We start from the raw sequence: 26,682 nt of genomic DNA on the forward strand, positions 1-26,682 counted from the left end.
CCGCGGTGGCTTCGGCTTATTTGCCGGGGCTCAGACGATTTTCAGGTCGGCCAGGCCTTTGGTGATTCCCGCGCCGTCGGGGGAGTAGATCCACGGGACGGATGAGGCGCTGTGGTCGCCCGTTTCCGAGTGCCCGCCGGCCAGCACCGATTCGCTAACCGAGAGCTGGCGGATGGCTATGGCTGCGACGCGGTCGCCGTGGTCCCTGGCGAACCTGGAATAGATCTGTTCGTCGTGTTGGCCGTTGTCCCCGATCAGGAGCCACTTCACGTCCGGGAATTCCCGGGCCAGCCGGTCCAGGTTGCCGTTCTTATGTTCCTGGCCGCTACGGAACCAGCGGTCCTGCGTCAGCCCCCAGTCGGTCAGGAGCAGCGGGCCCGCGGGATACATGTTGCGGCTGAGGAACCTGGCCAACGTGGGGGCCGCATTCCACGGCCCGGTCGACAGGTACATCACGGGCGCGTCCGGGTGCTCAACCACCAGCCGGTCCATCAGCACAGGCATGCCCGGCGTGGCCATCCGTGCACGCTCACTGAGCACAAACGTGTTCCAGAGGGCCAGGAAAGGCCGCGGGAGGGCGGTGACCATCACGGTGTCGTCGATGTCGGACACGATGCCGAATTTGGTGTCCGGGCCGATCACCAGGATGCTGGCCTGCACAGCCTCGGTGCCTTGGGCGCGCAGGGTTGCCGTGTTCCACCCCGGCGGAAGCGCAACATCCACCACAGTGTCCACCAGCCCGCCCCGGTCCGCCTTGACGCGGGTGGTCACGCCGCCGATTTCGATGTCCACCTCGGTGAACTGCAAGGGCACGCTGGTGAAGGCCCGCCAGCCGCGGACGTTCTGGTTGCCGTTCTTCGCGGCGTGCTCGGCCCGGCTGCCCGGTTTGGGCTTGGTGGTCAGCACCACGCGGCCAAGGACCCGTACCCACGAAGTGGAGCCGTACCCCTGGTAAGCAACCGTCTGCGGAGAAAAGTTCCAGCGCCTGGCCAGCTGGATGCGGATGTTGTTGGTCGTATCCGAGACCTTGTGTGCCACCCGAAGCGCGTGGGTTCCGGGCAACTGTGATTCCTGCGACGCCAGTTCCATGCCTCCACTTTGCCATAACCGCGCTTCCCGAAGACGGCGACGGGGAAACATTCCGTCAGCCGTCCCCCAGGATCCACCGCAGTGTGTCCGAGTTCCGCACGGCGTTGCCGCCGCCGTCGTTGTTGAAATACACAAACACGTCCTTGCCTGAACTGCGCCACTCCCGGATCCGGTCCGCCCACCACCGGAGATCGTCGTCCGAATAGGAACCCCCGTAAAGGTGCTGATGGTCCGGGCCGTGCATGCGGATGTAGACGAAAGGCGCTGTTGCCCGCAGGATGCAGGGAAGGTTCGCGCCGCTCATGATGCAGTAGGCGGCGCTGCGGCGTTCCAGCAGGGCGTAGACATCGGGGTGGTCCCAGCTGGGATGGCGGAACTCCACGGCCACCCGGATCCACCACGGCAAGGCCGACAGGAAGTAGTCAAGGCGTGCATCGTCCCGGGCAAAATCCGGCGGGAGCTGGACCAGCAGCACGGCCCGTTTCCCGTCCAGCTCATGCCAGCACTTGATGATCCGGTCCACCCAGACTTCGGGGCCGTAAAGCTTCTTCCCGTGCGTCAGCCCGCGCGGCGCCTTAACCGACATCGCGAACCCCTCGGGCAGGCGTCGGCGCCAGCTGGTGAACGACGACTCACGTGGCCAGCGGTAGAAGCTCGCGTTGAGCTCCACGGTGCTGAAGCGGGCTACGTAGTGCGCCAGCCGGTCGCGGGCGGGAAGGCCCGGCGGGTAGAGCACGTTCTCCCAGTGGTCGTAGCTCCAGCCGGACGTGCCAATGTGGATCCCCATGCCTCGGATAGTAGTCGGCTGCGGCAGGTTGTGGCACTGTAAGGTCCATGCCACGCATCGAGGATTACGCAGTGGTGGGCGATACGCAGACAGCAGCGCTCATCAGCACTGAAGGCTCCATCGACTGGCTGTGCTTGCCCCGGTTTGACTCCCCGGCCTGCTTCAATGCGCTGCTGGACAGCCCGAAATCCGGGAGGTGGCTGCTCGCCCCGGAGGGAGCCGGCAACTGCACCCGGCGCCACTACCGCAAGGGCACGCTGATCCTGGAAACCGAATGGGAAACTGCCAGCGGCAAAGTGAAGGTTATTGACTTCATGCCGCCCCGTGACAACGTGGCGGATATTGTGCGGATCGTGGTGGGCGTGCGCGGCACCGTCAGGATGCGCGGCGAACTGGCGCTGCGGTTCGACTACGGGCACATCGTGCCGTGGGTACGGCACGACGACCACGGCATCCACGCCATCGCCGGTCCCGATGCGGCATACCTCGTCACGAAGGCGCCGCTGCGCGGCGAGAAGATGCAGACCATCAGCGATTTCACGGTGCGGGCGGGGGAGCGGATCCCCTTCGTACTGACGTGGACCCCCAGCCACTTCCGCCGGCCCCGGACTATCGATCCGGAGGCTGTGCTGGCGTCCACTGAAAAGTTCTGGCAGCAGTGGTCCGCGAAATGCACCATCACCGGACCGTACCGGGATGCCATCGAGCGCTCGCTGATCACGCTTAAGGCGCTGACCTACGCTCCCACCGGCGGGATCGTGGCGGCGGTGACCACGTCGTTGCCGGAGCAGCTGGGCGGTCCGCGGAACTGGGATTACCGCTACTGCTGGCTGCGGGACGCCACGCTGACGCTGCAGGCCCTGCTGGCCGCAGGCTACACGGAGGAAGCCGCCTCGTGGCGGGACTGGCTGCTTCGGGCCGTGGCCGGCGATCCGGCGGATTTGCAGATCATGTACGGCATCCATGGCGAGCGCCGGCTGCCTGAAATGGAGCTCCCGTGGCTGGAAGGCTACGAAAAGTCCACTCCGGTGCGCATCGGGAACGGTGCTGCCGGCCAGCTTCAGCTGGACGTCTGGGGCGAAGTGCTGGATTGCCTTGCCCTGACCCGGCACTCCCTGCTGAAGCACACCGACGAGGCCTGGGACGTGCAGGTCGCCCTCATGGAACATCTTGAACGCGCCTGGGACCGCCCGGACAACGGACTCTGGGAGGTGCGCGGGCCGCGGCGCCACTTCACGCACTCAAAAGTCATGGCGTGGGTTGCGGCGGACCGCATGGTCCAGGGTGTGCGGGAGTACGGGCTGGTGGGGCCGGCCGACCGCTGGGAGGAGCTGCGCGACACCATCCGTGCCGACGTCATGGCCAACGGCTACGACGCGGAACGCAATACCTTTGTGCAGTCCTACGGACGGCCCGAGCTGGACGCGAGCCTGCTGCTGATACCGCGCGTCGGCTTCCTGCCGCCCGATGACCCGAAGGTGGTGGGCACTGTTGAGGCCGTGCAGCGTGAACTCACCCATGACGGGTTCCTGCTCCGCTACCGCCCGGCCGACGTCGACGACGGCTTGCCCGGCGACGAAGGCGTCTTCCTTGCCTGCTCCTTCTGGCTGGTGGAAGCGCTCATCGGTGTGGGCCGGCGCAGCGAGGCCCAGGAACTGTTCGAACGGCTGCTCGCACTGCGCAACGATGTTGGCCTCCTCAGCGAGGAATGGGGCGTGGACTCGGGCCGCCAGCTGGGAAACACGCCGCAGGCCTTCAGTCATTTCGCGCTGGTCATGAGCGCACTGGAGCTGCACGAGGACAGTGTTCAGCGCAGCGACGCTCCCATGCACGGGCACTGATCGCGGCGGGTTCTTCCAGGCCCCGCGAGGCCGCCGGCTGCCGGCTGGTCACATTTGGTTCGGCTGGGGGCCGGCGTCCGTTGCGTGGTTCCATGGTCACGGAAGCTACGGAGCAGGGCACGAAGGAGTGTGGACCGGTGAAATTTGCGCGTCTCGGAGATCCAGGCAGGGAACAGCCGGCCGTTCAGCCCGGCGGGCCTGAGGCCGACGGGAAGTGGTTTTCCCTGGATGGTATTACGGCGGACATCGACGGAAGGTTCCTGGAAAACGACGGCGTCGCCCGGGTCCGCGAGGCCCTTGCCGCCGGGATCCTTGCAGAGATCGTCGACGCCACCGGGCTGCGCGCCGGCGCTCCGCTGGCCCGCCCGGGCGCCGTGATAGGCATCGGACTGAACTATGCCGGCCACGCCGCCGAATCCGGTGCCGCCGTGCCGGAGGTTCCGGTCGTCTTCCTGAAGCCAAGCAACACCGTGGCAGGGCCGTTCGACGACGCCCCCATCCCGCCGCTGTCCCGCAAGTACGACTGGGAAGTTGAGCTGGCCGTCGTAATCGGGCGGCGCGCCTCCTATCTGACCTCGGCTGAGGAAGCCGCTGACTGCGTCGCTGGCTACGTCCTGGCTAACGACCTCTCCGAGCGCGACTATCAGCTGCCCGGCGCCGCCGGCCAGTGGGTCAAAGGAAAGTCACTCCCCGCGTCCACACCCATTGGGCCCTGGTTCGTTCCGGCCTCCGAGCTGGATCCGTCGGCCCTGCGGCTGCGGAGCTGGGTGAACGGCGAGTTGCGGCAGGACTCGTCCACGGCCGATCTCATCTTCGATGTCCCGGCCGTGGTCCATCACCTGAGCCAGTTCATGGTTCTGGAACCAGGCGATGTTGTCCTTACCGGAACGCCCGAGGGAGTGGCCCTCTCCGGGCGTTTCCCCTACCTTGAGGACGGCGATGTGCTGGAGCTTGAAGTCGAGGGGCTTGGCCGTCAGCGCCAGCTTCTGCGGCGCGCCACGGCCCCTTAAAGTGCAATCCGGTGGTTCAAGGACCCCGCCGGCTGCGTGCTTTCGGTGATCAACGCCTGAGTGTAATCAACTCCCGGGTAACTTCAAGACTTCCGTAATTCGGATAGGTAAGTATACTTACTAATACCTCATCTTGGGGCGACGAACGGAGGAGTTGCAATGGCTGGATATTTCGAGCTTGTTGATGCCCCCGACGGCGGGTACCGCGTCAGGCTTATCGACGGCAGCGGAAACCTGATGGCCATCTCAGTTACCTTCCCGACCAAGCGGGCAGCCGCCGCCGGCGTGGCCAGGGCAAGGGAGATTGCGGGTACCGGACTGATCCGCGACCTCAGCGCGAGCCAGGAGTCCGCTCCCCTCAAGCAGCCACCCGTGCGGCAGCACACCACATCGCCGAAAAACATCGGCGTTCTTGGGGCCGGCCGGCCGGCGGGAGTCATTGGGCACAAACGGGCCCGGACGCATCTCTGATCCCGAAGGCGGCCATGCCCAGTAACGGAACCCGCGGCAGGCGTAAACTCGGCGTCCTGTTCGACGTCGACGGAACGCTGGTGGACTCCTCGTACCTTCACACTGTCGCGTGGTGGCAGGCCTTCCGGCATTCCGGGCTGGATGTCCCCATGGCCTCCATCCACCGTTCGGTGGGAATGGGCGGGGACAAATTGGTGGACCGGCTGCTTCCGCCCGGCCGCGACAAGTCCCTGGACTCGTCCATCATGGCCGCGCACGGCGCTGTGTTTTCCACCTTCTGGCCGGCGCTGCGGGCGTTCGACGGAGCGCGGGACCTGCTGGCCCAGTGCTACGAAAGCGGCTTCGCCGTCGCGCTGGCGTCCTCCGCTCGGGAAGAGGACCTCGCGGCACTGCGCTCCACCCTGCATGCCGATTCGTACATCCATGCCGCCACCAGCGCCAACGATGCCAAGGAGAGCAAGCCGGATCCGGACATCCTCGTGGCCGCCTTGGAGGCTGCCGGCGTACAGGCCGAGGACGTGGTGTACGTCGGCGATGCCGTCTGGGACGTCTACGCCGCGGCCAAGCTGGGCATTCCTACCATCGGACTGGCCTGCGGCGGCACTGCCGGCACCCAGCTGGTGGAGGCCGGCGCCGTCGAGGTCTACGAGAATCCCCGGGAACTCCTGGCGAACCTGCGCGACAGTGCGATCGGCAGGCTCGCCGGAAGATCCTAGGCGCCTGCCGCGTCGCCCTGGGCGTCGGCGATGGCGCTCTTGTTCCAGGACACGGCAACGCTGACGGAGCCGTCATCGCTCCGCTCAACCTCGGTGACTACTTCCGAAGGCCCCGCGCCCATTTCCATGAGCCTCGCCCGGTAGGAAGTGATTAGCTCCTCAAGGCTGGATTCGGTCCACTCGCCCGGACGCATGCGTGTTGAAATCTCAACCGGCTCTGGCTGGTACAGCGACATTTCGGTGCCTTTCCTTGATGCTGGGGATGACCCCACGCTATGGTCCGCCACAGCCTCATGCAAGGAATTTACTCAGGTGGCTTAGTTTTCCGCTGCCAGGAGATAATAAGTGTGCTGATCTTCACTTGTCCTGAAATCGGCGCTACGGTCAAAGTGGACCGGATAGGGCGCAGCCGAACGCTGACAGCAGAGACGTGACAGCAGAGCCGTGACAGCAGAGTCGTGACAGCAGAGTCGTGACAGCAAGACACTGACAGCAAGACACTGACAGCGAACACTGACAGCGAACACTGACAGCGAACACTGACAGAAGGGCTCAGCATGAAGGCACTCACGTGGCAGGGAAAGCGCTCCGTCACCGTGGAGAACGTTCCGGATCCCGCTATTCAAGAGCCAACCGACGCGATTATCCGTGTGACTTCCACCGCCATCTGCGGCTCAGACCTCCATCTTTACGAGGTCCTTGGTCCGTACCTGAGCAAAGGAGACGTGCTGGGACACGAGCCCATGGGCATCGTGGAGGAAGTGGGCAGCGCAGTGCCCCACCTTTCCAAAGGCGACCGCGTGGTGGTCCCGTTCAACATTTCCTGCGGCCACTGTTTTATGTGCGACCGGGGGCTGCAGTCGCAGTGCGAGACGACCCAGGTGAGGGAAAAGGGCTCCGGGGCGGCGCTGTTCGGCTATACCGCGCTTTACGGCTCGGTTCCCGGCGGACAGGCGGAATTCCTTCGCGTACCCTTCGCAAACTACGGACCCATCAAGGTCGGAACCGAGCTGCCGGACGAACGGTACCTGTTCCTTTCGGACATCCTGCCCACAGCCTGGCAGGCCGTGAAATACGCGGAGACCCCTGAAGGCGGCACCTTGGCGGTATTCGGCCTGGGGCCGGTGGGGCAGTTCGCCACACGCATTGGGAAACACTTCGGCCTGCGGGTGATCGGGATTGACCCTGTGCCTGAGCGCCGGGCAATGGCCGAACGCCACGGCATCGAAACCATGGACTACGGCAAAACCACCGCCGACGAGATCCGTGAGACAACTGGCGGCCGCGGCGCTGACGCGATGGTCGACGCCGTCGGCATGGAAGCGCACGGCTCGCCCGTGGCCGCCTTCGCCCACCAAGCGCTGGGCCTGCTGCCCGACAAGCTGGCGCAGAAGGCCATGGAAACAGCCGGGGTTGACCGGCTGGCCGCCTTGCATGCCTCGCTGGACACGGTCCGGCGCGGAGGAACCGTATCGCTCAGCGGCGTCTATGGCGGGCAGGCAAGCCCGATGCCGTTGCTGTCGATGTTCGACAAGCAGATCCAGCTCCGGATGGGCCAGTGCAATGTCCGGAACTGGACGGATCAGCTGCTGCCCCTGGTGGAGGACGACGCCGATCCACTGGGCGTCATGGACTTAACGACCCACCGCGTCGGGCTGGGCGAAGCACCGGCAATGTACGAGAAATTCCAGAAGAAGGAGGACGGCTGCATCAAAGTGGTGCTGCTGCCATAGCCTTAACTGCGGGCCTCAGGTACGGGGGAACTTCTTCCAGGCCTTCCAGAATTTGGCCTCGGACAGGTCGGCAAGACCTTCCTCCCGGGCGTGCAGCCGTCCATACGTGAAGCCGCTGTCGCCGCTGCGGAACGCGCGGCCGCCCAGATCGGCCAGCTGGGCCCGCGCCACAACGCTGTCCTGGTGCAGTCCGAGGAGCTTCTGCACTTTGTGCGCGCGCTTGGCCATCTTTGCCGCCTTCTTGCCCGCGACCGGCTCGGCAGCCTCTGCGGCATAACGCAGCCGCTTGGCAGCTTTGCGCACCTCGTGCAGGCCCACGTCGTGGGCGGAACCGAGGTGTGCAGGGGCATTGTGCCCGGAAGCGTGCTGCCCGGAACCTTGCTGCCCCGAGCCCGGCTGCCCGAAAGCCTGCTGCCCCCCGGAACCTTGGTGCCCGGGGCTGGTGCCGGGGCTGCCGCCGTCGGAATTGTCTTCCAATTTTCCGACCATGCGCTGCACTCTCGCCGCATCCTTCGCGACCAGCTTCAGCATGGTTTTGCGCGGCGGACGCGATGCCTTGCCCGCCAGGGGAGGAGCGGCCGCGAGCTCCGCGAGCCGGGAGGCGAGAGCGGCGTAGCGGTCGCTGTCGAGGGCCTCCAGGGTGGCCTGCCGGCCCGCGGCGGAGGCGGCATCAAGAATCTCGTCAATCCGCCTGGCGGCGGGTCCGAAGACCAGCGCGTCGGGTTCCTCGGACAGAAGTTCGCCCAGCCGCTCGCGCAGCACTTCGGGGTCCCGCGCCGAACCGAGCACCCCCGACAGCCATTTGAGTTCCGCCCGCACATCAGTGACGACTTCTTCGTCAAGCAGCTTCTTCGCGGTTGCCAGCAACGACCGAAGCCGGCGGACGGACATGCGCATCTGATGGACCGCGTCCGGCTGGTTTTCCCGTACCAGCGGCTCCTGATGCTTGAGCTCGGCAAACTGCTCTGCCAGGTAGTTTGTCAGGACCTCGCCGGCTGTGGTGGGCATGCTTTACTCTACGTCCCGGGCGGCTACCGTCAGAAGAAGCGGAAGCGGTGCCGTGCGCACGCACACTAGCAGCTGGCGTTGAGGGCTTCCTCCACCATGTCCGTCAGCTCCTTCAGTATGCCGTTGCCCGTGGAGCTGAACGGAGCCGGGGGATAGGCGAGGGAGACCGACGCCTGCCGCGATCCATCCGCGCTGGACATCGAGACCGTGCCGTATCCGACGCCGTCGCCGGTGTGCCCGTAGTAATAGTTGTTGGTGCAGGTGTCGTTCCAGCGCTGGATGCCCAGGCCGTACCGGGCGTACTGCGGGCTCTGCATTTCCGTGACCATGGCCGCGGGAACCAGCCGGCCCTGCAGCAGTGCAGCGTAGAACGTGTTCAGGTCCCCGACGGTGGACACCAAGCCGCCGGCAGGGTCGCCTGCGTGAAAGGCGGGGTAACCGACGTCCAGGCGCTCGCCGGAAGTGGTCACGTAGCCGTGGACCAGCGAAGGCGGGGCGGGACCCGTGTCGGTCAGCCGGGTGGCCGTAAGGCCCAGCGGCTCGACAATCTCGGACCGCAGCACGTCCGCGAGCGGGCGCCCGCGCAGCCGTTCCACGATCATGCCCAGCGCAACGTAGTTCGAGGCGGAGTATTCAAATCCCTGTGCCAGCCGCCGCTCCCATTTCCGGGTCGCGGCCAGGGCAAGGAGTTCCCGGTGACTCCGGCTGGTCGCAAGCACTTCGCCCAGGGCGCCCTGTTGCAGCAGCGGGACGACGTAGTCCGGCATCCCTGACTGGTGTTGCAGCAACCGGCGGACGGTGACCGGCTCCGGCGGGTGCATGATGCTTTCGAAGTCCGGCAGATGCCGGCTGACGGAATCCTCGAGTCCCAGCGTTCCTTCCGCTGCCAGCTTGAGCACGGACACTGCCACGAATGATTCGGTCACGCTGGCGACGTGCAGAGGATCGCCGGTCTCTACGGCCTCGCCGCCGCCCAGGCTCCTCACACCGGAAACCCGCGCCCATTCTTCGCCCCGCACTTTGGCCTGCATCAGGACGGCGGGGGCGCCGTCGTCGAGCATTCCGTTGCCGAAATCTTCCAGCGCTTCGGCCAACCGCGCCAGCGAAGAGGGCTGCTCCGAGGGATCCGGCGCCACGGTGCAGCCGCCCAGTCCGGCCACGAGCGCTACGGCCGTTGCTGCCGCGAGCCGGAACGGCAGGGCCCGAATCCACGTCACGGAACTCATGTTCCTCAGGGCGTGCGGACGCGTCAATAGCCCTCAGATTCCCGCGAAATCGCTGGAAACGCGCGGAATCGCCGGAGGGAGCCTGCGGCGAACTCGCAGGTTCCCGGCGACCTCTGTGCTCGGCGCGGGTGGCTAGGTCAGGCGGATCTGACGGTTGACGTCCTTGTAGAGGAGGTAGCGGAAATTCCCCGGGCCACCGGCGTAGCAGGCCTGCGGGCAGAAGGCGCGGAGCCACATGAAGTCGCCGGCCTCCACCTCGACCCAGTCGTCGTTGAGCCGGTACACGGCTTTGCCTTCGAGGACGAACAAGCCGTGTTCCATCACGTGGGTCTCCGCGAACGGGATGGACGCCCCGGGCTGGAACGTGACGATGTTGACGTGCATGTCGTGGGCCATGTCGTCGGGGTCCACGAACCGGGTGGTGGCCCAGGCACCGTTGGTTCCGGGCATCGGGCGAGGCTCCACGTCCTGGTCGCGGGTGACGAAGGACTTGGCGGTGAAACCTTCCAGGGGCTCATAGGCCTTGCGGACCCACTGGAAACTGGCGATGTCCTGGGAATCGTTCTTCACGGACCAGTCCGCGCCCGCCGCGAGGTAGGCGTAGCCGCCCTCCTCGAGGTGGTGGATTTCGCCGTCGAGGGTCAGGTCCAGCTTGCCTTTGGTGAGGAAGATGACACCTTCGACGCCGGCCTCCGCCTCGGGCTTCTGGGAACCGCCGCCCGGAGCCACCTCAACGATGAGCTGGGAGAACGTGGTGGCGAAGCCGGCGATGGGCCGGGCGATGATCCAGGCGCGGGTGTTGGTCCAGCCGGGAAGGTTGGACGTGACGATGTCCCGCAGCACGCCCTTGGGGATGACGGTGTACGCCTCCTTGACCACAGCGCGGTCCGTGAGGAGCTGCGTCTGCGGCGGCAGGCCGCCTTCGGGGTAGAAATAGTTGCTCATGAGTGGGCTCCTTGGGGGTTGGAGGTGTGGGGAAGGCCGGACTCGGCAAGTGAGGAATCGGCCAGGGACGACTGTGCCAGCCGAGGGTGCGCAAGGCCGGTGAGCTGGGGGATTCCGACGCCGGCAAGAGCCAGGACGTCTTCGGCATCCACGGCGCCGCACTGCACGCCCCGGAGCACGAACGCTGCCAGCGCGCGGGCGGTGGCGGGTTCGTCCATGACCCCGCCCTCGGTGTGCTCAACATACTTGCGCAGCCGCGCCGCCGCAGCAGGCAGCCCCTGGCGGTAGAACGCGTAGGTGGCCGCGAACCGGCTGGGCAGCTGGGCGGGGTGCAGGTCCCAGCCCTGGTAATAGCCGCGCTCCAGGGAACGCCGGACCAGGCGGCCGTGCAGGCGCCACGCGTTTTCCACGTTGTCGCCCACCGGGATGATGTTGGTGGAACCGTCCGAAAGCCGGATTCCGGTTCCGGCCACTGCCAGCTGCATGACTTCCTTGGCGAAGTCCGCCACGGGGTGCTCCATGGACTGGTGCTCGGCTGAAATCTGCAGTGAGGCCGAGTAGTCGTACGTTCCGTAGTGCAGGCTGCTGATCCGTCCGGGCACTGCGTGCGGAAGCTGCGCCACCGGTGACGTGCCGTCCGGCCCGAGGATGAGCTGCGGCGTCTCCACCTGCACTTCGAACCGCAGCCGGCCGGCCGGAAGTGAGTGCGCTTCCTCCAGTCTGGACACCGCGAAGTCCATGGCCTTCACCTGCGCCACGGTGGTGACCTTGGGCAGGGTGAGGATCAGGCCGCGGGGCAGTTCGCCGGCGGCGGCGAGGCCCGAGACGAAGAGGTCCAGTGTCCGCAGGCCGCGCGCGCGGGTGGCCGCCTCGAAGCACTTAAAGCGGATACCGATAAACGGGGGAGCGCTGCCGGCCGCGACTGCCTCAGCCACGGCGGACGCCGCGGCGACAGCGGCGGCGTCCTCGGCGTCGTCGCCCCTGTCCCCGAAGCCGTCCTCGAAGTCCAGCCGGAGGTCCTCGACGGGTTCACTTTCCAGCTTCGCCTGGACCTGGGACGCCACCGCCTCGGCGAGGTCCGGCTCCTGGCCCAGCAGGTGGCCCAGCCGCTCCAGGCCGCCGTGGGCTTCCGCCGTCGCCAGCGCCTGGGCACCCCAGTCGGAAGGGAACGACGGCGTGAAACGGTCCGCCGGTACATACACCGTATGCACAGGCTGGCGGGAGCCGTCGTCGCCCGGGTAGTTGCGCTCCAGCAACTGGTCCGTGGCCGCCAGCTGCACATCGATCTGCGTCAGATCCTTGGGGGTGAGTGATCCGGAGGGTGCCGCCATGCCTCAGCCCACCAGTTCGTAGGCCGGAGTGGTAAGGAAGTCCGTGTAGTCCTCCGACAGGCAGATGTCCGCGATCAGGTCGCTGGCCGGCCGGTAGTACTTGGCGAAGGCGTCGTCACTCACCTCGCCGCGGAGCTTTTCGGTCTCCTCGGCAAGGATGCTGCTGACCAGCTCGCGGGTCACCGTGTTGCCGGTGTCGGCCAGGACCACGCCGTTGCGGATCTGCTGCCAGACCTGCGAACGGGAAATCTCGGCCGTGGCGGCGTCCTCCATCAGGTTGTGGATGGCCACGGCGCCGTTGCCGGAGATCCAGACGGCCGTGTAGGCGACGGCGACGTAGAGGTTCAGGCGCAGCCCCGCCTCGGTGACGGTGCCGTCGGCGGAGGAGATGTCCAGCAGCTGGTCCGCCGTGACGTTGACCTCCGGGCGCTGCTTGTCCAGCTGGTTGGGGCGCTCGCCGAGGACGGCATCGAACACTTCCTGGCACACCGGCACCAGGTCCGGGTGGGCAACCCAGGAGCCGTCGAAGCCGTCGTTGGCCTCGCGCGTCTTGTCTGCGCGGACCTTCTCGAATGCCTGGGCGGTGACCTCGGGTTCCCGGCGGTTGGGGATGACGGCAGCCATGCCGCCCATCGCGAAGGCGCCGCGGTGGTGGCAGGTCTTGACGAGCAGCTCGGTGTAAGCGCGCATGAAGGGTGCCGTCATGGCCACCGTGGCGCGGTCCGGGAGGACAAAGCCCGCTCCGGCGTCGCGGAAATACTTGATGATGCTGAACAGGTAGTCCCAACGGCCGGCGTTCAGCCCGGCTGCGTGGTCACGGAGCTCATAGAGGATCTCGTCCATCTCGAACGCTGCCGGGATGGTCTCGATCAGCACGGTGGCCTTGATGCTGCCCTGCGGGATGCCCAGGAACTCCTGCGCGAAGACGAACACGTCGTTCCAGAGGCGCGCCTCAAGGTGGCTTTCCATCTTGGGCAGGTAGTAGTACGGGCCGTGGCCGTTGAGGAGCAGCTGCTTGGCGGTGTGGAAGAAGTGCAGGCCGAAGTCCACGAGCGCACCCACCGTGTGTTCGCCGTCGAGCAGGAGGTGGCGTTCGTCCATGTGCCAGCCGCGGGGCCGGGCCACCACGACAGCGAGCGGCGCGTCGGTGCGGAGCCGGTATTCCTTGCCCTCCGGGGACGTGTAGCTCAGGGTCCCGGTGGCGGCGTCGCGCAGGTTCAGGAGCGCGTCAATGACGTTCGCCCAGGTGGGCGTGCTGGCGTCCTCGAGGTCGGCAAGCCACACCTTGGCGCCCGAGTTGAGGGCGTTGATGGCCATCTTGGCGGGGGAGGCCGGGCCGGTCATTTCCACGCGGCGGTCCTGCAGCGCGGCGGGCGCCGGCGAAACCTTCCAGTCGCCCTCGCGGACATCCTTGGTTTCCGGCAGGAAATCAAGCTTTCCGGTCCGGGCAACCTGCTCGCGCTTGGCCACGCGGGCTTTCAGGAGTTCGGCGCGGGTGCCCGCAAACCGCTTGTGGAGCTCCTCCACAAAGGCCAGGGCCTTCGGGGTGAGGATTTCCTCTGCTCGTGCAATCGGCTGCGGGTCTGTGACTGAGAGAGCCATTGTCCGGGTCCTTTCTGGGCTGCGAATCAGGCGTTGGCGGGTTCTAGGTTTGTGTGCTGCGCGGCGGCGTCGGCAGCGGCAGCGGTTTTGCCGGCGGCCGCGTTGGCTGCTGCATTTGCCACGGCGGTTGCGACGTCGGCGGCAACGTGCGGGTCAAAGACGCTGGGAATGATGTAGCTGGCATTGAGCTCGTCGTCAGCCACGCGGTTGGCGATGGCTTCCGCTGCGGCGACGAGCATGTCGGGGGTGATGTCCGAGGCGCCGGCGTCCAGCAGCCCGCGGAAGAAACCCGGGAAGGCCAGGACGTTGTTGATCTGGTTCGGGAAGTCGCTGCGCCCCGTAGCCACCACTGCCGCATGCTTCGACGCTACCACCGGGTCGATTTCCGGTGTGGGGTTGGCCATGGCAAATACGATCGCGTTCTCCGCCATGGCGGCCACCTGCTCCTCGCCCATCACGTGCGGGGCGCTGACGCCGATGAAAACGTCCGCCTCGACGAGTGCCTCGTGCAGAGTCCCGGAGAAGCCCTCTTCATTGGTGTTGGCTGCAATCCAGCTGCGGTGCTCGTCACTGTATTCCTCGCCCGAATGGATGGCGCCGGAACGCCCGGCGGCCACGATGTGCCGTGCCCCCTGCGCCTTCAGGAGCTGGATGATGGCCGAGCCTGCGGCGCCGACGCCGGAAACCACGATCCGCACCTCGGAGAGCTTCTTGCCCACCACGCGCAGGGCGTTGACCAGGGCGGCCAGGGTGACGATTGCCGTGCCGTGCTGGTCATCGTGGAAGACCGGAATGTCGAGTTCCGCGCGGAGGCGGTTCTCGATTTCGAAGCAGCGCGGGGCGGCGATGTCCTCCAGGTTCACTCCGCCGTAGACAGGCGCGAGGGCCTTGACGATCTTGATGATCTCCTCGGTGTCCTGGGTGTCCAGGCAGACCGGCCAGGCATCCACGTTGGCGAACTGCTTGAACAGGGCGGCCTTGCCTTCCATCACCGGCAGAGCGGCGGCTGGGCCGATGTTGCCCAGGCCAAGGACGGCGGAGCCGTCGGTGACGACGGCGATGGTGTTGCGCTTGACGGTCAGGTTGCGCGCCGCGGCCGGGTCCTCCGCAATGGCCAGGCAGACGCGGGCGACGCCGGGAGTGTAGGCGCGGGAGAGATCGTCGCGGTTGCGCAGGGCGACTTTGGGGACGACTTCGAGCTTGCCGCCGAGGTGCATCAGGAAGGTGCGGTCGAAGACGTGCTGGACCGTGACGCCGTCGAGCTCGTTCAGGGCGTCCTTGACGCGGGCGGCGTGTTCGTCGTCGGTGGTGTTGCAGGTGACGTCCACAACCAGGGTTTCGTGGTGGGATTCGGTGACGTCCAGGGCGGTGATGGCTGCGCCGGCAGCTCCGACGGCGGCGGCCAGCTCGCTTGTTGCGGTGAAGCTGGACGGTGCTTCCACACGTAGGGTGATTGAATTTCCGGGGCTCGGGTTCGCCATTGAATGTTCCTCCTGGTCGGGCCCGGACGCTGAGCGCAGCCGGGCGTACTGCTCAATCAAATGTTTTCGTATTATGGATATTATTATCTACTTTGTGGAAATACAAGCCCCTTCGTCGCGTCGACGGAGGAGGGAGTGTGCTGTATCTTGGGTCTTCTAAGCAACTTTTTCACCATGTGGATAAGAGTTGTCGGAACCGATACCGCAGGAGACAACGGTTATGGCTGAAAAAGCCCCAGGAGGCGTGCAGTCCGTTGAGCGCGTCTTCGAACTTTTGGAACTGATCACCGACGCCGGAGGAGACGTCACGCTCAGTGAACTGTCATCCTCCACCGACCTGCCGCTCCCCACCATCCACCGACTGCTGCGCACCCTGGTCACGCTGGGCTACATCCGGCAGCTGCCCAACCGGCGCTATGCTCTCGGCCCGCGGCTCATCCGTCTTGGCGAAGGGGCCAACAAACAACTCGGGGCCTTGGCGCGGCCGCAGCTCAAGTCGCTTGTGGACCGGCTGGGTGAGACGTCCAACATGGCCGTGCTGGACTCGGACATGGTCATCTACGTGGCCCAGGTGCCGTCCCTGCATTCCATGCGCATGTTCACGGAAGTGGGCCGCCGCGCGCACACCCACGCCACCGGCGTCGGCAAGGCGATCCTGGCACAGCTCGACGACGAAACGGTCCGCGGGATCATCCAGCGCAGCGGTATGCCCACGCCAACCCCCAAGAGCATCGGCGACATCGACTCCCTGCTCCTGGACCTGAAGCTCATCCGTGAACGCGGCTACTCCATTGACGAGGAGGAGCAGGAGATCGGCGTCCGGTGCTTTGCCATGGCGGTCCCGAACGCGCCGACTCCCACGGCCATTTCCGTGTCCGGGCCAGTGTCCCGCGTGGACCAGTCCTTCGCGGAGCGCGCCGTCCCGCTCCTGCGCGAGGCAGCCCAGACGATCTCCGAGGAGCTCAACCAAAGCTGACCCCGCCGTCGTGAGTTCAGCGCGAACGGACACTTAAGCCCCCAGGGCGACACGCCGTCGACGTCCATTCCCCGCCTTAACACCGGAGTTTTCGTCCAGACAATGGCTTCTAAATAAGCTTTAGGGCGCATTATCTGGACAAAAACTCCATGGGTTGAGTGCCGGTGCTGCGGGAGCGGGGTACTAAACCAGCGGGCCGTCGCTGACCGCTGCGGTCTCCTCGTCGCCGGGTTCGAGCGAGATCATCGGGGACCTGCGCTCCAGTGCCCGGAAGGCGACATAGCCAAGCGCGCAGCCGAGGAACCAGCTGTAGTTTCCGATCCACGTGGCGTTCACCGAGGTGGCGCCGGTGTCGAGCAGGATCTTGGGGATCAGCACGGAGGCGATAGAGATTGCGCCGCTGATGACCACGGCCTTGACGGCGTTGGGGTTGTAGCCGTTCCGGAACCAGTACCGGCCCGTGGTCTTCAGCGTGTACATGTCGTCCACCCAGACTTTCTGGCGGCCGACCACGTAGTAGCCGGCGATCAGGATGCCGAACAGCGGTCCGATCAACGCCCCCAGGACCCCCAGCGTGTAGTGGATGGCGTCGTTGTTGGAGTACCAGTTCCACGGGGTCAGGATGACGGAGCCGACGGCGGCAATCATGCCGCCTGCCCGCCAGCTGATTTTCTGCGGGCTGACATTGGAGAAGTCGAAGGCCGGCGAGATGAAGTTGGCCACGATGTTGATGCCCACGGTGGCGATGACGAAGGTCAGGCCGCCCAGCAGCACGGCGAACACGGTGTCGATTTCCTGGACGGTCTTGACTGGGTCCGTGATCAGGCGGCCGAACACCGGGATGGTGGCGGATGCCGTGATAACGGTCAGGAGCGAGAAGAACAGGAAGTTCACCGGCAGGCCCAGGAAGTTGCCCTTCTTGACCGCCTTGTAGCTCTTGCCGTAGCGGGCGAAATCGCCGAAGTTCAGCATCGGCCCGGAGAAGTATGACACCACCAGGGCGATGGCAGAGATCATCACGGGGATGGATGCCGCGAAGTCGAGCGGCGGCCCGCTGGACAGATTCAGGCTGATGTTGCCGATGCCCGCCTTGGAGACGAGGTAGATGGCCAGGACCAGCATGACCACGTAGACAGCGGGGCTGGCGAAGTCGATGAATTTGCGGATGCTTTCCATGCCGTTCCAGAAGAGCGCGGCCTGCGCCACCCAGAGGATGCCGTAGCAGATCCATCCTAGGGTGGAGAGCCCCAGGAATCCGTGCTGCCCGACGTCGTAGAGGGGTGCCATTCCGGGGAAGAACTTGAGGAAGACGATCGCCAGGGCCTCGGACGCCAGGAAGGTCTGGACGCCGTACCACGCCACGGCGATGAGCCCGCGGATGATGGCCGGGATGTTGGCTCCCTTGACGCCGAAGACGGCCCGGTTGATGACGGGGTACGGGACGCCGGTCAGCTGGCTGGGCTTGGCGACGAGGTTGCAGAAGATATTGACGATCACAATGCCGACCAGCAGGCGACGAGGACCTGCCAGCTGGCCAGGCCCAGTGCGAACAGGCTTCCTGCCGTGACGTAGCCGCCGATGCTGTGGACGTCCGACATCCAGAAGGCGAACAGGTTGTAGCTTGTCCAGCGCTGGTTCTTCAGGGGGACCAGGTCCTCATTGCTGAGCTGCGGATCGTAGTCAGGGAGGTTGCTGGTGCGGGCAGGTGCTTCAGCCCGGGCTGCGGCCATTGCGGAATCGGTCATGGTTTCCTCTAGGAGATTGGGACAGCCGCCGGTCCGGCCGTTTCGCACAATCAATTAGATGGAACGAATGTTTCAAGGCTGTTTCTGTTGGAACAATTCCTCTTTACTTCTCACTGCGCCCGCCGGCAGCGCTGCCGCGGGCGCAGCTGGAAAGCCAAGGAGCGCAGATCTGTGGCAATCACCGGCAAGACCACAGGCCGCGCTAAAGTTTTGGGAATCCACCTTGGGGGATTTGCGATGGAAGAATCTGTTGGTTCGGCCCGCCGTCTACCGTGGCCGGCGGTGTTCTTACAGCAGTGGGCGTCAGTGTGTGTCACACTCCGGGTATCGTCCTTCGCCCGTTACATGTGCCGGCACAGACCTTCTCTGACGCTTGCCACTCGGGAGGCTTCGAGTTGGCGGGGGTTGTCCGTCCACGAGAGCGTCCGGTGTCAGCGCGCCTCGATCTCGGCCAAGGTGTCGAACATGCCCGTGACCTTTCGCACGCGTTCGCGGCCGGAACGTCCCGTGGCCATCAGTGCACCGCTGGCAAGGATGCTGACCAGGCTCATCGCCGCCGCATAACTGTCAAAGGCGTGGGCACCGTCCACCGGGCACTCGAGCCAAAGCCCGGCGTCGGCGGCCAGCCGGCGTGCGCTCGGGTCCCCGATGAGGATGGTAGCCGCCCCGGTCGCCGCCGCAGCTTGGAGGACCCGGCGGAACTCGGCGGGCCGCCGTCGGAAGCCGAAGAGCACCACCACGTCCCCGGAACCCAGCCCTGCGAGCTCTTCGCCCAGGCTTTGCCCCGGCTGCGGGGCCACGGACACGCCCTTCCGGCACTGGAGCAGCTGCTGCCGCAAATGCAGTGCCAAGGGATAGCTGTTGCGGAAGCCGAGCAGCAGCACTGTTCCTGCAATTGCGAGGGTGCTGCTTGCCGCCGACAGCTTTTCCTCGTCGATTGATTCAGCCAGGCGGCGGAGGTTGTCCTGTTCCTGCCCCAGGTGGGCGGCCAGGCCGCCGTCGGGCGACTGCGGACCGAGCGGCATGCCACTGGAACGGATGGACCGCGTGTGTTCCTTGACCTCGTTGAAATCCTCGAAACCCAGGCGGCGGAACAGCCGGCTCATGGTTGCTTTGGAGACGCCGCTGAGCCTTGCGAGTTCCGCGGCGTTGTAGACAGCGAGATCGCCCAGACGGTCCAGAAGGGTGTCGGCCGCCTTCTGCTCCTGGGGGCTCAGCTCGGCGTAGTGCCGTTCGATTCGTTTGTCGATCCTCACGAAACTACCGTCTCACGCGGGCAGCATCCGCGGCATCAGGCGGCGGAACGTCAGGCGGCAGGAGGCCCCGGCGTCGAGCGCGAACGGACGCCTAAAGCCCCTTGAAGAGGCGAATCTCCATGCCGTTGACCGACCGTGGCTGCGGGCGTACGATCAGGCCCATCTCATTGGATTCTGACCCATCGGGGGCTATTATGGCGCAATTCATGGACGTTCACCACAACATGGTCGGTATCACAGCGGAGCAACTCCAGGCTGCCCACAATGCCGACCTGGAGATCCAAGGTGACGAACAAGTTGATTTCAAACAGGCATGGGCGGACCCGGAATCCGGCGTGGTCTATTGCCTCTCAGAGGCTCCTTCGGCGGATGCCGTGAAACGTATTCACGAACGGACAGGGCACCCCGCCGATGAGATCCACCCCGTACCCCTTGTCGTTTGATCCTGGATCCCGGATAACCCTGGATCCCGGAACAGTCCCGGCGCATTTTGCGCCGGGACTGTTCTTGTTGTCGGACCAGGGGGCTGCCGACGGGCGCCAACTGTCCGTTCGCGCTCTAGGGTAGTGCTTCGTTATGTGGGGGAGAGCCTTAGTGCTCAGTCGTCGACGTCGACTCCACCGGGACTTCCTTGCCGTCGCAGTCGATCAGCTTGCCGTCCTCGAAGCGGTCGCCGTCGGCCAGGCACTTGAGGTCCTCTTCCCGGACCACGCGTCCCGTCCCGGCAACAAACACGGACTGGTTCTCGGAATTGCCGGCCTTGAAATGGTTGAACAACACGTTCAGCAGGATGGCCATCACGGCAGCCGAGCTGATGCCCGAGTGGAAAATGGTGCCGAACCAGGACGGGAACTGATCGTAGAACGAGGGGGCGGCAATCGGGATCATGCCGAAGCCGATGGACGCAGCCACGATGATCAGGTTCATGTTGTTTCTGTACTCCACTTTGGCGAGCGTCCGGATGCCGCTCGCGGCAACAGTTCCAAAGAGTACGACGCCGGCGCCGCCCAGGACGGGCGTCGGCACCGCGGCGACAACGCGGCCAAGAACCGGCAGCAGTCCAAGGATGACCAGGATCAGGCCGCCGGCGCTGACCACGAAGCGGCTCTTGACGCCAGTGATGGCAACCAGGCCCACGTTCTGGGCGAAGGCGCTCTGGGTGAAGGAGTTGAACAGGGGCGAGATGGCGCTGGAGAGCATGTCGGCCCGCAGGCCGTCGCCGATGCGCTTGGAGTCAACCTTGGTGCCGACGATCTCGCCCACGGCAATGATGTCCGCGGAGGTCTCCGTGAGCGTCACCAGGATGACGATCAGCATGGAGATGATGGCGGCGATCTCGAAGGTGGGCGGTCCGAACGCGAACGGGGTGGGGAAGGCGACGATTTCGCCCTGGCCGACCTTGGAGAAATCAGCCATTCCGAACACGAAGGCAATCACGGTCCCGAGCACCATGGCCAGCAGGATGGACAGCCGGGAGATGGCCGCGTTGCCTACCTTGCTCAGCAGCAGCACGATCGCCATGGTGGCCGCAGCGAGGCCGATGTTGGCCATGCTGCCGTAGTTGGGTGCCTTGCTGTTGCCGCCCATGGCCCAGTTGGCCGCGACCGGCATCAGCGTCAGGCCGATGGTGGTGATGACCGTGCCGGTGACCACCGGCGGGAAAAAGCGGATGATCTTGGAAAACAGCGGGGTGATGAGCAGGCCGATCAGGGAGGCTGCGATCACGGAGCCAAAGACGGCCTGGATCCCGCCGCCGCCGTGGACGATCGCCACCATGGTGGAAACACCGGCGAAGGAAACCCCCTGCACCAGCGGGAGCTGGGACCCGAAGAACCGAATGCCCACCGTCTGGAGGATGGTGGCCAGGCCTCCGACGAAGAGGCAGGCCGCGATCAGCAGGCCGATGTCCTGCGCCGACATCCCGGCTGCCGCGCCGATGATCAGCGGCGGGGCGATGATGCCGCCGTACATGGTGAGGACGTGCTGGAAACCGTAGGCGAACGTGCTTCCGATGGAGAGCCTCTGGTCCTCGGGGCGGTCGGACTGCTTGCGGCCTGTGCGGGCCACTGCAGCGGCCGATTTCTTCTTGGTGTTCATGGCAGACTTTCTTGGTGTTCATGGCAGACGTCTTTGTCTGGCTAACGGTGTCTGGCTAACAGCTTTTGGATCATGGGTGGGCCGGATGACCCGGCGTGCAACGTGGAGGGCCAAGGCCTGGACCCGGACCCGGAGTTTTTGTCCAGCTAATGGGCGTTCAGGGGCGCTAAAGCCCCGGTATCTGGACAAAAACTCCGAGCCGGGCAGGTGGCTGCTGCGCTAGGAGCGGCCTAGCAGAAGCCGGCGATGCCGGACCAGGCAATGTCCGCCGGAGCGGCGTCCTCGCGCTGGACCGTGGCCTCGATCAGGCCGTACGGGCGGTCTGCCGCGAAGAAGACCTCGTTGGGGTTGTCGAGGCCGAACGGCGAGAGGTCCACCAGGAAGTGGTGCTTGTTCGGCATGGAGAACTTGATCTCGTCGATCTCGCTGTGTGCTTCCAGGACCTTGGCGCCCATGTCGAACAGGGTCTGCTGCAGGGCGTGGGAGTACTTTTCCGTGAAGCCCTCGAGCAGGAGGCTCTTGACGTCGTCGTAGCTCTTGTTGAAGTCGAGGGCGCTGAAGTCCGTGTTGGCATTGAAGCGCCAGCGTGCGGAAACGTCCGTGGCCAGGATGCGGTCCGTGGTCTCCGGCAGGGTGGTGTATTTGTCCTTCGGGTACCCGACGAAGCCGGACTGGGTGGATTTGAGGACCGTGAGGTCCTTCAGGCCCGAGATAAGGTGGGATGCCGCGCCGTCGCGGACCAGCACCGCGGTTCGGACTTCCTGGCCGTTGCGGACAAAGGAGTGGTCGTGCTCCGCGCCGTGGGCCTGGATACGGTCCCAGCTGTAGGACTCGGCTTCCCAGCGGCCCCCGGTGACCCAGTCGAAGCTGGACGTGAAGTGCTCGCCCAGCCGCAGGAGGAACGCCTCCGGTGAGCCGACGCCTTCACGGGCAAACGCATAGATCGTGTTCTTTTGCGTATCCGTGGCCACGACGTGGCTGTTGTCGCCTTCAAGGTGGGCGGCGGCGAAGTCCCCGCGGAGCTGCGAGGTGACGTTCAGGTCTTCGATCTCGTGGCGGTCGGTGTCCCTGGTGATTTTGACGACCCGGACTTCGGCCTTGCCGTACTGGTTCTGGCCGAGGATGATCTTGCTGCTCATGGTCTGTTCCCAACTTCCGTGATGTGGAACCTAGGTTCCATCATTGAAATTAAGCGCGTGTTTCGCACGCGTTTCTGATGGAGCCGACCCAACAAAAAAAGAGCCGGCATCCAATGACGCCAGCTCATTACGACCCTGCCTGCTGCTCCCAGGTTACGTGACGTACGCCACGAGTTGATTTAAAGCGTAGCCGAGCTTCGCCGTGGTGTACATCACTAATCCAAAAATCCGATTGTGACCGGTGGCCCGCGGCAGTCACCTCCACCGGCCGGACGACCCTTGACCGGACCGGTGGGCGGCCTCTAAGATTTCCATATTACAAAAAACAGTTTCCATATCATGGAAACGCTGCAAACAAGAACGAGGAGGAACAGATGGACCCGCAGGATAAGAACAACGTCGCTGCCTTTCCCGCACCCGGCCAGGAGCTGTACCTGCCGTTCGGCGCGACAGATCCTGACTTCTACATTCCGGCCGACTGCGACCGCACCGATCGCGGGTTCTCCCGCTGGCTTCGGGCGCTCCCGGTTTTCGGCCGCCTGTAGCCTGACGCGGGCGACACAGTGATCGCCGAGGGACACAGAAATGGTCTGGCGACACCCGAATAACGGTGTCGCCAGACCATTTCTGCGTCCTCAGACCATTTCGGCCTCTTCGGGACTGCCGCTCTCAGGACCCTGGGTGCCCCGGCCACTCCTTGCCGGCCCACGGGTCGTAGTCGGCCACCAGCTCCTCTTGCAGCGGGCGCTGCGCCTCGGGGACATGCTGCAGGTTCACCCGCACCCGGTACCAGAGCGAACTCGAACCGCGCATTCCGTCGACCAGCACATCGGCGGGGTGGAGCGACGGCACCACATCCGCATGCAGGCCCTTCCACTCATCGAGCGCCGCAAGTGCCTCGGGCTTGGTCCTGGTGCGGGCCACCTCGATGAGCGGCATCACCGACTGCCGCCGGCCTGATGCATCACCGCTGCGTGGTGCTTTTTCGGCGGGACCGAGCTCGGCCGCCAGCGCGAGGAGCCCGTCGAGCGTGCCCACCGCGTCGTCGATACCGGCGTGGGGATCACCAACCTCTGCAAAGCGCTCGAGCACCGTGTTCACTGTAAATTGCTCCGGCCGGGTGGAGCGGACCTCCTCCCAGCTGAGCGGCGTCGAGACCCGGGCATCGGGCAGGGGCCGGACAGAGTATGCCGATGCAACGGTGCGGTCCTTCGCGTTCTGGTTGAAGTCGACGAACACGCTCTCGCCGCGTTCCTCCTTCCACCACCGCGCGGTGGCGAGCCCGGGAGCGCGGTTTTCGACCTCCCGGGCGAGGGTCTCGGCAGCGAGCCGCACGTCGCGGTACGACCACTGCGGCGCGATGCGCACCAGGATGTGGAGTCCCCGCGACCCGCTCGTCTTCGGCCACCCCACGAGACCCACGTCGTCGAGCACCTCCCGCGCGAGATAGGCGACGTCGACGATCTGGGACCAATCGACGCCCGGCATCGGATCGAGGTCGACCCGCAGCTCGTCCGGGTGCTCGAGGTCCTCGGCGCGCACGGGATGCGGGTTCAGGTCCAGGCATCCGAGATTCACGACCCACGCCAGGCCTGCGGCATCCCGGATGACGGCCTCTTCGGCTGACGTTCCGGACGCGTAGTGCAGTGTTGCCGTGTCGATGAAGTCGGGGTGGTTCTCGGGCACGCGCTTCTGGAAGAACGGTTCGGCGTCGATGCCCTTGGGAAAACGCTTGAGCACCATCGGCCGTCCGCCGGCCCCTCGCAGCGCACCCTCCGCGACGCCGACGTAGTAGCGCACCAGGTCGAGCTTCGTCAGCCCGGGCTCGGGGAACACCACCTTGTCCGGACTCGAGATCCGAACCTCGGTGCCGTCGATGTTGAGGATCTCGGCCGGGGTCTTCGACGGGCTCATGCCGCCACGCTAGCAACGATCGGATGTCACAGCCAGGGCGGGAACCTACCCGTTCACCAGCTTGCGGGCCGCGGCCGAGTGCTCGGCGATCAGCCCGGCAACATCCAGGCCGGGAATCTGCCCGTCCACCACCCGCCACTGCCCGCCCACCATGACGCGGTCGGCCCGGTCCGCGCCGCAGAGCAGGAGTGCCGCGAGGGGATCGTGGCTTCCCGAAAACCGCAGCTCATCCAGCCTGAAGAGCGCCAGGTCCGCCTGCATCCCGGGCGCCAGCTGGCCAAGATCGGGGCGGCCCAGCACGGCAGCCGACCCGCGGGTGGCCCAGCCGAGCGCCCGCTCCACCGGAACGGAAGCGCCGTAGCGAAGCCGCTGCAGGTACAGCGCCTGCCGCGCCTCGAGGATCATGTTCGAGGCATCGTTCGACGCCGATCCGTCCACTCCCAGCCCCACGGGAACTCCCGCGTCCTCAAGTTCCAGCACCCGGGCCGTCCCCGAAGCCAGCCGCATGTTGGACGTGGGGCAGTGCGCGACGGCGGTGCCGGCGGCTCCCAGCGCGGCGATCTCGGCGTCGCTGAAATGGATCCCGTGTCCCAGCCAGGTCCGGTTGCCGAGCCATCCCACGCTCTCCAGGTACTCCACGGTCCGCAGCCCGTACATCCCGCGGCAGAAGTCTTCCTCGTCCACTGTTTCGGCCAAGTGCGTGTGCAGGCGGACGTCGTGCGTTTCCGCCAGGACCGCGCTTTCGGCCATGATCTCCTTGGTCACCGAAAACGGCGAGCACGGGGCCAGTGCGATCTGGATGACAGCGCCGGCGCCGCGCTCGTGGTACGCACGGATGAGCCGTTCGCTGTCGGCCAGGATCACTTCCGGCGGCTGGACGGTCGACTGCGGCGGCAGGCCGCCGTCGTCCTCTCCGAGTGTCATGGAGCCGCGGGTGAGCGTGGCCCGCATGCCCAGCCGGCGCACTGCCTCAACCTCGATGTCGACGGCATCTTCCATGCCGGCCGGAAAGAGGTAATGGTGGTCCGCGGCCGTGGTGCAGCCGGAGAGGAGCAGTTCCGCCAGGGCAACAGTGGTGGCCAGCTCCAAATCCCGCGGGGTGAGCCGTGCCCAGACCGGATAAAGGTTCTGCAGCCACGGGAACAGCGGGGCATTGGCCACCGGTCCCCAGGCTCGGGTGAGTGTTTGGTAGAAGTGGTGGTGCGTGTTGATCAGGCCGGGCAGCAGGACGTGGCTGCCTGCGTCGAACGTTTCCTGGCAGGGCGCGGACGGCACTTGGCCGGGCGACAGCACCTCCGTAATGACGCCGCCGCTCACCACGATGCCGCCGGAAGCGTCCAAGGCGTTGGCGGTGAAGGCGGCGAGCGGGTTCCGGATCCAGAGCCGGCGGGCGGAAGAGTGGGTAGCCATAGGTTTTCCTGTCTGAGCGTGCGGATGAAATCCCAGCTCAGTGAGGGCCTGTCTGCTGATCCAGGCGTTCCGGCGGCAGGACCGGCGGTCCGGAAAGGGTAGGACGGCGGGAAGCGCCGCGTCAACGCGGCCACTGCACCGTCCGGTTGTGACAACTCGGACTGGTGAGAACTTGGACATCCGAATTTCACATCTCGAAATTAACTTTCCGAAAACTATGGCGCAGCTCACCTTCCGGTGCTAATCTCGATTTTGCCAAAGGCGGGCCCCCGGACTCCGGGGAAGCTATCTACCAGGCGCAACTAACCTTCAAAAGCACATGCTGAAGCCTGGTAACCGTCGCATCTGGTCTTTTCCGTTCCACCTCGGCGCGTACCGGCTTCCACAGCAAAGGGAGTCGCATCATGAGTACCACCGTCACGGCCCAGGAATTCTTGGCCAAATCCATCGCGTTGGCCACGGCCAACGTCCTGAACAGCGGCGGTCCGTTCGGCGCCGTCATCGTCACGGCGGATGGACAAACGTTCGACGGCGTCAACCGCGTCACCGCCACGAACGACCCCACCGCCCACGCCGAAGTCACGGCCATCCGCCGAGCCTGCAGCGAGCTGGGCACGTTCGACCTTAGCGGCGCAACACTCTACACCAGCTGCGAGCCGTGCCCCATGTGCCTGGCCTCGGCCCTGTGGGCCCGGGTGGAGCGCGTGGTGTTCGCGGCGGGCCGGCACGACGCCGCCTCCGTGGGCTTCGATGACGCCGTGTTCTACGAGTACTTCGAAAACGACCGCCGCGATGCGCTGATGCCCGTGGCCAAGCTTGAACTCGAGGACCCCCAAGCTCCGCCGATCCTCCAACCGTTCAACACCTGGAACACGCTCGACTCCAGGATTGATTACTAGGGCCGG

The 26,682-nt window shown here is 65.5% G+C and carries 23 protein-coding genes and 1 pseudogene; 9 read left to right on the forward strand and 15 right to left on the reverse strand.

Annotated features, from left to right (window positions below):
* Nucleotides 1-30 precede the first annotated feature (30 nt).
* Both J7I92_RS15980 and J7I92_RS15985 read right to left on the reverse strand, forming a co-directional pair.
* The gene (locus tag J7I92_RS15980; protein WP_251040019.1) at nucleotides 31-1,089 is read right to left on the reverse strand and encodes an App1 family protein; all 1,059 of its coding nucleotides are present in this window, start codon (nucleotides 1,087-1,089) and stop codon (nucleotides 31-33) included.
* Between the two features lie 55 nt (nucleotides 1,090-1,144).
* Nucleotides 1,145-1,876, reverse strand: a complete 732-nt coding sequence (locus J7I92_RS15985) for a DUF72 domain-containing protein (RefSeq protein WP_214842089.1) — start codon at nucleotides 1,874-1,876, stop codon at nucleotides 1,145-1,147.
* A 47-nt stretch (nucleotides 1,877-1,923) separates the two neighbouring features.
* Here J7I92_RS15985 and J7I92_RS15990 point away from each other — a divergent pair, with 47 nt between their 5' ends.
* The 4 genes from J7I92_RS15990 to J7I92_RS16005 all read left to right on the forward strand — a co-directional run bounded on the left by J7I92_RS15990 (nucleotide 1,924) and on the right by J7I92_RS16005 (nucleotide 5,914).
* Nucleotides 1,924-3,717: a glycoside hydrolase family 15 protein gene (locus tag J7I92_RS15990; RefSeq protein ID WP_214842090.1), complete on the forward strand. Its 1,794-nt coding sequence runs from the start codon at nucleotides 1,924-1,926 to the stop codon at nucleotides 3,715-3,717.
* Nucleotides 3,718-3,854: 137 nt separating this feature from the next.
* Nucleotides 3,855-4,727, forward strand: coding sequence for a fumarylacetoacetate hydrolase family protein (locus J7I92_RS15995; RefSeq protein WP_214842092.1), 873 nt, complete (start codon nucleotides 3,855-3,857; stop codon nucleotides 4,725-4,727).
* Nucleotides 4,728-4,886: 159 nt separating this feature from the next.
* Nucleotides 4,887-5,198 carry a DUF1508 domain-containing protein gene (locus tag J7I92_RS16000; protein WP_214842095.1) on the forward strand — a complete coding sequence of 104 codons (312 nt, stop codon included), beginning with the start codon at nucleotides 4,887-4,889 and terminating at the stop codon, nucleotides 5,196-5,198.
* A 14-nt stretch (nucleotides 5,199-5,212) separates the two neighbouring features.
* On the forward strand, nucleotides 5,213-5,914 hold the full coding sequence (locus J7I92_RS16005) for an HAD family hydrolase (protein ID WP_214842099.1): 702 nt from the start codon (nucleotides 5,213-5,215) through the stop codon (nucleotides 5,912-5,914).
* Here the strand turns inward: J7I92_RS16005 and J7I92_RS16010 are convergent.
* Nucleotides 5,911-6,150, reverse strand: a complete 240-nt coding sequence (locus J7I92_RS16010) for a hypothetical protein (RefSeq protein ID WP_214842102.1) — start codon at nucleotides 6,148-6,150, stop codon at nucleotides 5,911-5,913. The two genes, J7I92_RS16005 and J7I92_RS16010, sit on opposite strands and share 4 nt — an antisense overlap.
* A gap of 321 nt (nucleotides 6,151-6,471) precedes the next feature.
* Here J7I92_RS16010 and J7I92_RS16015 point away from each other — a divergent pair, with 321 nt between their 5' ends.
* Complete coding sequence (locus J7I92_RS16015; protein WP_214842103.1) at nucleotides 6,472-7,647, forward strand: zinc-dependent alcohol dehydrogenase; 1,176 nt, start codon at nucleotides 6,472-6,474, stop codon at nucleotides 7,645-7,647.
* A 15-nt stretch (nucleotides 7,648-7,662) separates the two neighbouring features.
* Here the strand turns inward: J7I92_RS16015 and J7I92_RS16020 are convergent, their stop codons facing one another.
* The 6 genes from J7I92_RS16020 to J7I92_RS16045 all read right to left on the reverse strand — a co-directional run bounded on the left by J7I92_RS16020 (nucleotide 7,663) and on the right by J7I92_RS16045 (nucleotide 15,240).
* Nucleotides 7,663-8,655, reverse strand: a complete 993-nt coding sequence (locus J7I92_RS16020; RefSeq protein WP_214842104.1) for a CHAD domain-containing protein — start codon at nucleotides 8,653-8,655, stop codon at nucleotides 7,663-7,665.
* A gap of 65 nt (nucleotides 8,656-8,720) precedes the next feature.
* Complete coding sequence (locus J7I92_RS16025; protein WP_251040021.1) at nucleotides 8,721-9,881, reverse strand: serine hydrolase; 1,161 nt, start codon at nucleotides 9,879-9,881, stop codon at nucleotides 8,721-8,723.
* 132 nt (nucleotides 9,882-10,013) lie between these two features.
* On the reverse strand, nucleotides 10,014-10,826 hold the full coding sequence (locus J7I92_RS16030) for a bifunctional allantoicase/(S)-ureidoglycine aminohydrolase (RefSeq protein WP_214842105.1): 813 nt from the start codon (nucleotides 10,824-10,826) through the stop codon (nucleotides 10,014-10,016).
* Nucleotides 10,823-12,157, reverse strand: a complete 1,335-nt coding sequence (locus J7I92_RS16035) for a DUF6986 family protein (RefSeq protein WP_214842106.1) — start codon at nucleotides 12,155-12,157, stop codon at nucleotides 10,823-10,825. The genes J7I92_RS16030 and J7I92_RS16035 overlap by 4 nt, the downstream gene beginning before the upstream one ends.
* Before the next feature lie 3 nt (nucleotides 12,158-12,160).
* Nucleotides 12,161-13,759, reverse strand: a complete 1,599-nt coding sequence (aceB, locus tag J7I92_RS16040) for a malate synthase A (RefSeq protein ID WP_214842107.1) — start codon at nucleotides 13,757-13,759, stop codon at nucleotides 12,161-12,163.
* Nucleotides 13,760-13,785: 26 nt separating this feature from the next.
* Nucleotides 13,786-15,240, reverse strand: a complete 1,455-nt coding sequence (locus J7I92_RS16045; RefSeq protein ID WP_214842108.1) for an NAD-dependent malic enzyme — start codon at nucleotides 15,238-15,240, stop codon at nucleotides 13,786-13,788.
* Between the two features lie 220 nt (nucleotides 15,241-15,460).
* Here J7I92_RS16045 and J7I92_RS16050 point away from each other — a divergent pair, with 220 nt between their 5' ends.
* Complete coding sequence (locus J7I92_RS16050; protein WP_214842110.1) at nucleotides 15,461-16,216, forward strand: IclR family transcriptional regulator; 756 nt, start codon at nucleotides 15,461-15,463, stop codon at nucleotides 16,214-16,216.
* Nucleotides 16,217-16,399: 183 nt separating this feature from the next.
* Here the strand turns inward: J7I92_RS16050 and J7I92_RS16055 are convergent.
* Both J7I92_RS16055 and J7I92_RS16060 read right to left on the reverse strand, forming a co-directional pair.
* A pseudogene (locus J7I92_RS16055) lies at nucleotides 16,400-17,961 on the reverse strand (NCS1 family nucleobase:cation symporter-1).
* Nucleotides 17,962-18,392: 431 nt separating this feature from the next.
* Nucleotides 18,393-19,217, reverse strand: a complete 825-nt coding sequence (locus tag J7I92_RS16060; RefSeq protein ID WP_214842113.1) for a MurR/RpiR family transcriptional regulator — start codon at nucleotides 19,215-19,217, stop codon at nucleotides 18,393-18,395.
* A gap of 206 nt (nucleotides 19,218-19,423) precedes the next feature.
* Here J7I92_RS16060 and J7I92_RS16065 point away from each other — a divergent pair, with 206 nt between their 5' ends.
* The gene (locus J7I92_RS16065) at nucleotides 19,424-19,660 is read left to right on the forward strand and encodes an SCO4226 family nickel-binding protein (RefSeq protein WP_214842116.1); all 237 of its coding nucleotides are present in this window, start codon (nucleotides 19,424-19,426) and stop codon (nucleotides 19,658-19,660) included.
* A 148-nt stretch (nucleotides 19,661-19,808) separates the two neighbouring features.
* Here J7I92_RS16065 and J7I92_RS16070 read toward each other — a convergent pair whose 3' ends face one another.
* Nucleotides 19,809-21,314, reverse strand: coding sequence for a nucleobase:cation symporter-2 family protein (locus tag J7I92_RS16070; RefSeq protein ID WP_214842119.1), 1,506 nt, complete (start codon nucleotides 21,312-21,314; stop codon nucleotides 19,809-19,811).
* Nucleotides 21,315-21,544: 230 nt separating this feature from the next.
* Nucleotides 21,545-22,453 (reverse strand): factor-independent urate hydroxylase, encoded by a 909-nt coding sequence (gene pucL, locus J7I92_RS16075; protein ID WP_214842122.1) that lies wholly within the window; start codon nucleotides 22,451-22,453, stop codon nucleotides 21,545-21,547.
* A 374-nt stretch (nucleotides 22,454-22,827) separates the two neighbouring features.
* On the opposite strand from pucL, the gene J7I92_RS16080 reads away from it, so the two are divergent.
* Nucleotides 22,828-22,998: a hypothetical protein gene (locus tag J7I92_RS16080; protein ID WP_214842125.1), complete on the forward strand. Its 171-nt coding sequence runs from the start codon at nucleotides 22,828-22,830 to the stop codon at nucleotides 22,996-22,998.
* 124 nt (nucleotides 22,999-23,122) lie between these two features.
* Here J7I92_RS16080 and ligD read toward each other — a convergent pair whose 3' ends face one another.
* Together ligD and J7I92_RS16090 are read right to left on the reverse strand one after the other, a co-directional pair.
* Nucleotides 23,123-24,367: a non-homologous end-joining DNA ligase gene (ligD, locus tag J7I92_RS16085; protein WP_214842128.1), complete on the reverse strand. Its 1,245-nt coding sequence runs from the start codon at nucleotides 24,365-24,367 to the stop codon at nucleotides 23,123-23,125.
* Nucleotides 24,368-24,412: 45 nt separating this feature from the next.
* Nucleotides 24,413-25,777 (reverse strand): 8-oxoguanine deaminase, encoded by a 1,365-nt coding sequence (locus J7I92_RS16090; RefSeq protein ID WP_214842132.1) that lies wholly within the window; start codon nucleotides 25,775-25,777, stop codon nucleotides 24,413-24,415.
* 404 nt (nucleotides 25,778-26,181) lie between these two features.
* Between J7I92_RS16090 and J7I92_RS16095 the strand changes: the two genes are divergently transcribed.
* On the forward strand, nucleotides 26,182-26,676 hold the full coding sequence (locus J7I92_RS16095; RefSeq protein ID WP_214842135.1) for a nucleoside deaminase: 495 nt from the start codon (nucleotides 26,182-26,184) through the stop codon (nucleotides 26,674-26,676).
* The last annotated feature ends 6 nt before the right edge of the window (nucleotides 26,677-26,682 follow it).

This window comes from Arthrobacter sp. ISL-72 (genome assembly GCF_018613755.1).
Classification (GTDB): Bacteria; Actinomycetota; Actinomycetes; order Actinomycetales; family Micrococcaceae; genus Arthrobacter.